Source organism: Mycobacterium sp. TH-M15 (genome assembly GCF_057473705.1).
Map to the genome: position 1 here is coordinate 1 of NZ_JBYCLB010000369.1, position 2,096 is coordinate 2,096.

The window sequence follows — 2,096 nt, forward strand, 5'->3', positions numbered from 1 at the left end:
CAGCAAGGAGAAACCGATGTCCTTCGTAACCGCCAACCCGGAAGCGCTGGCCACCGCGGCCAGCAGCCTGGGCGGCATCGGCGCCGCGATGAGCGCGCAGAACGCCGCCGCCGCCGGCCCCACCACCGGAGTGATCCCGGCCGCCGCCGACGAGGTGTCGGCGCTGACCGCGGCCCAGTTCGCGGCGCACGGCCAGATGTACCAGGCGATCGCCGCCCAGGCGACGGCGATCCACGAGATGTTCGTGCAGACCCTGGCGACCAGTGCGGGTTCGTACGCAGCGACCGAAGCCGCCAACGCGATCGCGGCCGGCTGAGGCTCGACTGTGCTGGATTTCGCGGCGCTGCCCCCGGAGATCAACTCCGGGCTGATGTACTCGGGCCCGGGATCGGGGCCGATGCTGGCCGCGGCCGCGTCCTGGGACGCGATCGCCGCCGAGTTGCTCACCGCGGCATACCAATGCGGGTCGGTCGTCGCCGAACTGACCACCGACGGGTGGCTGGGACCGGCATCGCTGTCGATGGGCAAGGCGGCGGCGCCGTATCTGGCGTGGCTGCACGAGACCGCAGCCCGGGCCGAGCAGACCGCCACGCAGGCGAAGGCGGCCGCCGCCGCCCATGACCTGGCGTTCACCGCGACGGTGCCGCCGCCGGTGATCGCGGCGAACCGCGCCTTGCTCGCAACGCTGGTGGCGACCAACTTCTTCGGCCAGAACACCCCGGCCATCGCCGCCACCGAGGCGCACTACGCGGAGATGTGGCTGCAGGACGCGGTCGCGATGTACGGCTACGCCGGCGCCTCGGCGGCGGCCTGCCGGTTCAGCCCGTTCGATTCGCCCCGGCCGGCCACCGACCCGGCCGGACCGGCCGCCCAGTCCGGTGCCCTCGCGCACGCGGCGGCGTCCGTGGCGGCGGCGCACTCGACGGCGCACTCGACGGCGGTCGCGCAGGCGACGTCCGCGATGTCGCAGCTCGCCGCCGTCCTAGACCCGCTGTCGACGGGCACGATCACCGGTTTCTCGGCCACCAAGGTGGTGAACACCGTGATATCGACCACGACCTCGGCGGTCTCCGGGCGGCGAATCCTGATCACCAATGAGCGACTGGCGTGGGGCGGGACCGCCGCCGAAGAGGAGAACGGCCATCTGCGGGCGCCGGCCGCCGCTCCCGCCCCGTCGGCCGCGGGGGCGGCGTCCGCCCAGCTGGGACGGGCCGCCGCGGTCGGGAAGCTATCGGTGCCGGCCGGCTGGACCGCGGCCGCCCCGGAGGTCCGGCCGCTGGCCCTGGCATCCTCGAACACCGGCGCCGGCAGCATCCCGGTGGCCTCCGCCCCCGGCCCAGAGGCTCCGGGAAACATGTTCAGCCAGTCCGCGCTAGGGGCGCTTTCACGCAGCGGGGCCGACCCACCCCGCCGACACAAGAGCAGGCCGATCATCGTGCGTTCCCCGGCCGCCGGATAGCAGCCGCAACCACCGACACGAACCCCCAACGAGAAAGGTTGTCAGACATGGATTTCAGCATCCTGCCGCCGGAGATCATCTCGGCGAGAATGAGTTCCGGACCGGGCGCCGGGCCGATGCTCACCGCGGCCGCGGCGTGGAGCCAGCTGGCCCAGGAGACCACCGCGGCAGCGGCCGCCTACCGGTCGGTGCTGGCCGGCCTGACCGTCGACGGGTGGCGCGGCCCGTCGTCGATCAACATGGCGCAGGCGGCGAGCCGGTACGTGACCTGGCTCTACGGCACCGCAAGCCAGGCCGAACAGACCGCCGCACGGGCCAACGCCGCCGCCACGGCCTACCAGACCGCGCTGGCCACGACGGTGCCACTGGTGCTGATCACCGCCAACCGAACCCGGTATCTGATGCTGGTCACCACCAACTTCTTCGGCCAGAACAGCCCGGCGATCGCGACCACCGAGGCCGAGTACCAGCAGATGTGGGCCCAGGACGTCACGATGATGCACGGCTACCAGGCCTCCTCGACGGCCGCATCGAAGCTCGCGCCGTACAGCCAGGCGCCGGCGGTCGCGAATCCGACCGCCGCGGCGGCCCCGCCGGTTGCGGCGGCCGCGCAACCGGCTGCCGCGACCGCCGCTCA

3 protein-coding genes and 1 pseudogene are annotated in these 2,096 nt (G+C 73.0%); all 4 read left to right on the forward strand.

Features of this window, described 5'->3' with window-relative positions; translation table 11 throughout:
- Nucleotides 1-16: 16 nt before the first annotated feature.
- Entirely contained in the window at nucleotides 17-316 is a 300-nt protein-coding gene (locus AC2VNT_RS09065; RefSeq protein WP_486946542.1) for a PE family protein, read from the forward strand.
- A gap of 9 nt (nucleotides 317-325) precedes the next feature.
- Nucleotides 326-838 (forward strand): annotated as a pseudogene (locus tag AC2VNT_RS09070) (PPE family protein); the annotation flags it as partial.
- A gap of 123 nt (nucleotides 839-961) precedes the next feature.
- Nucleotides 962-1,459, forward strand: a complete 498-nt coding sequence (locus tag AC2VNT_RS09075) for a PE/PPE C-terminal domain-containing protein (protein WP_486946543.1) — start codon at nucleotides 962-964, stop codon at nucleotides 1,457-1,459.
- 47 nt (nucleotides 1,460-1,506) lie between these two features.
- Nucleotides 1,507-2,096, forward strand: a 590-nt coding sequence (locus AC2VNT_RS09080; protein ID WP_486946541.1) for a PPE family protein, incomplete at its 3' end; no start/stop codon positions are given.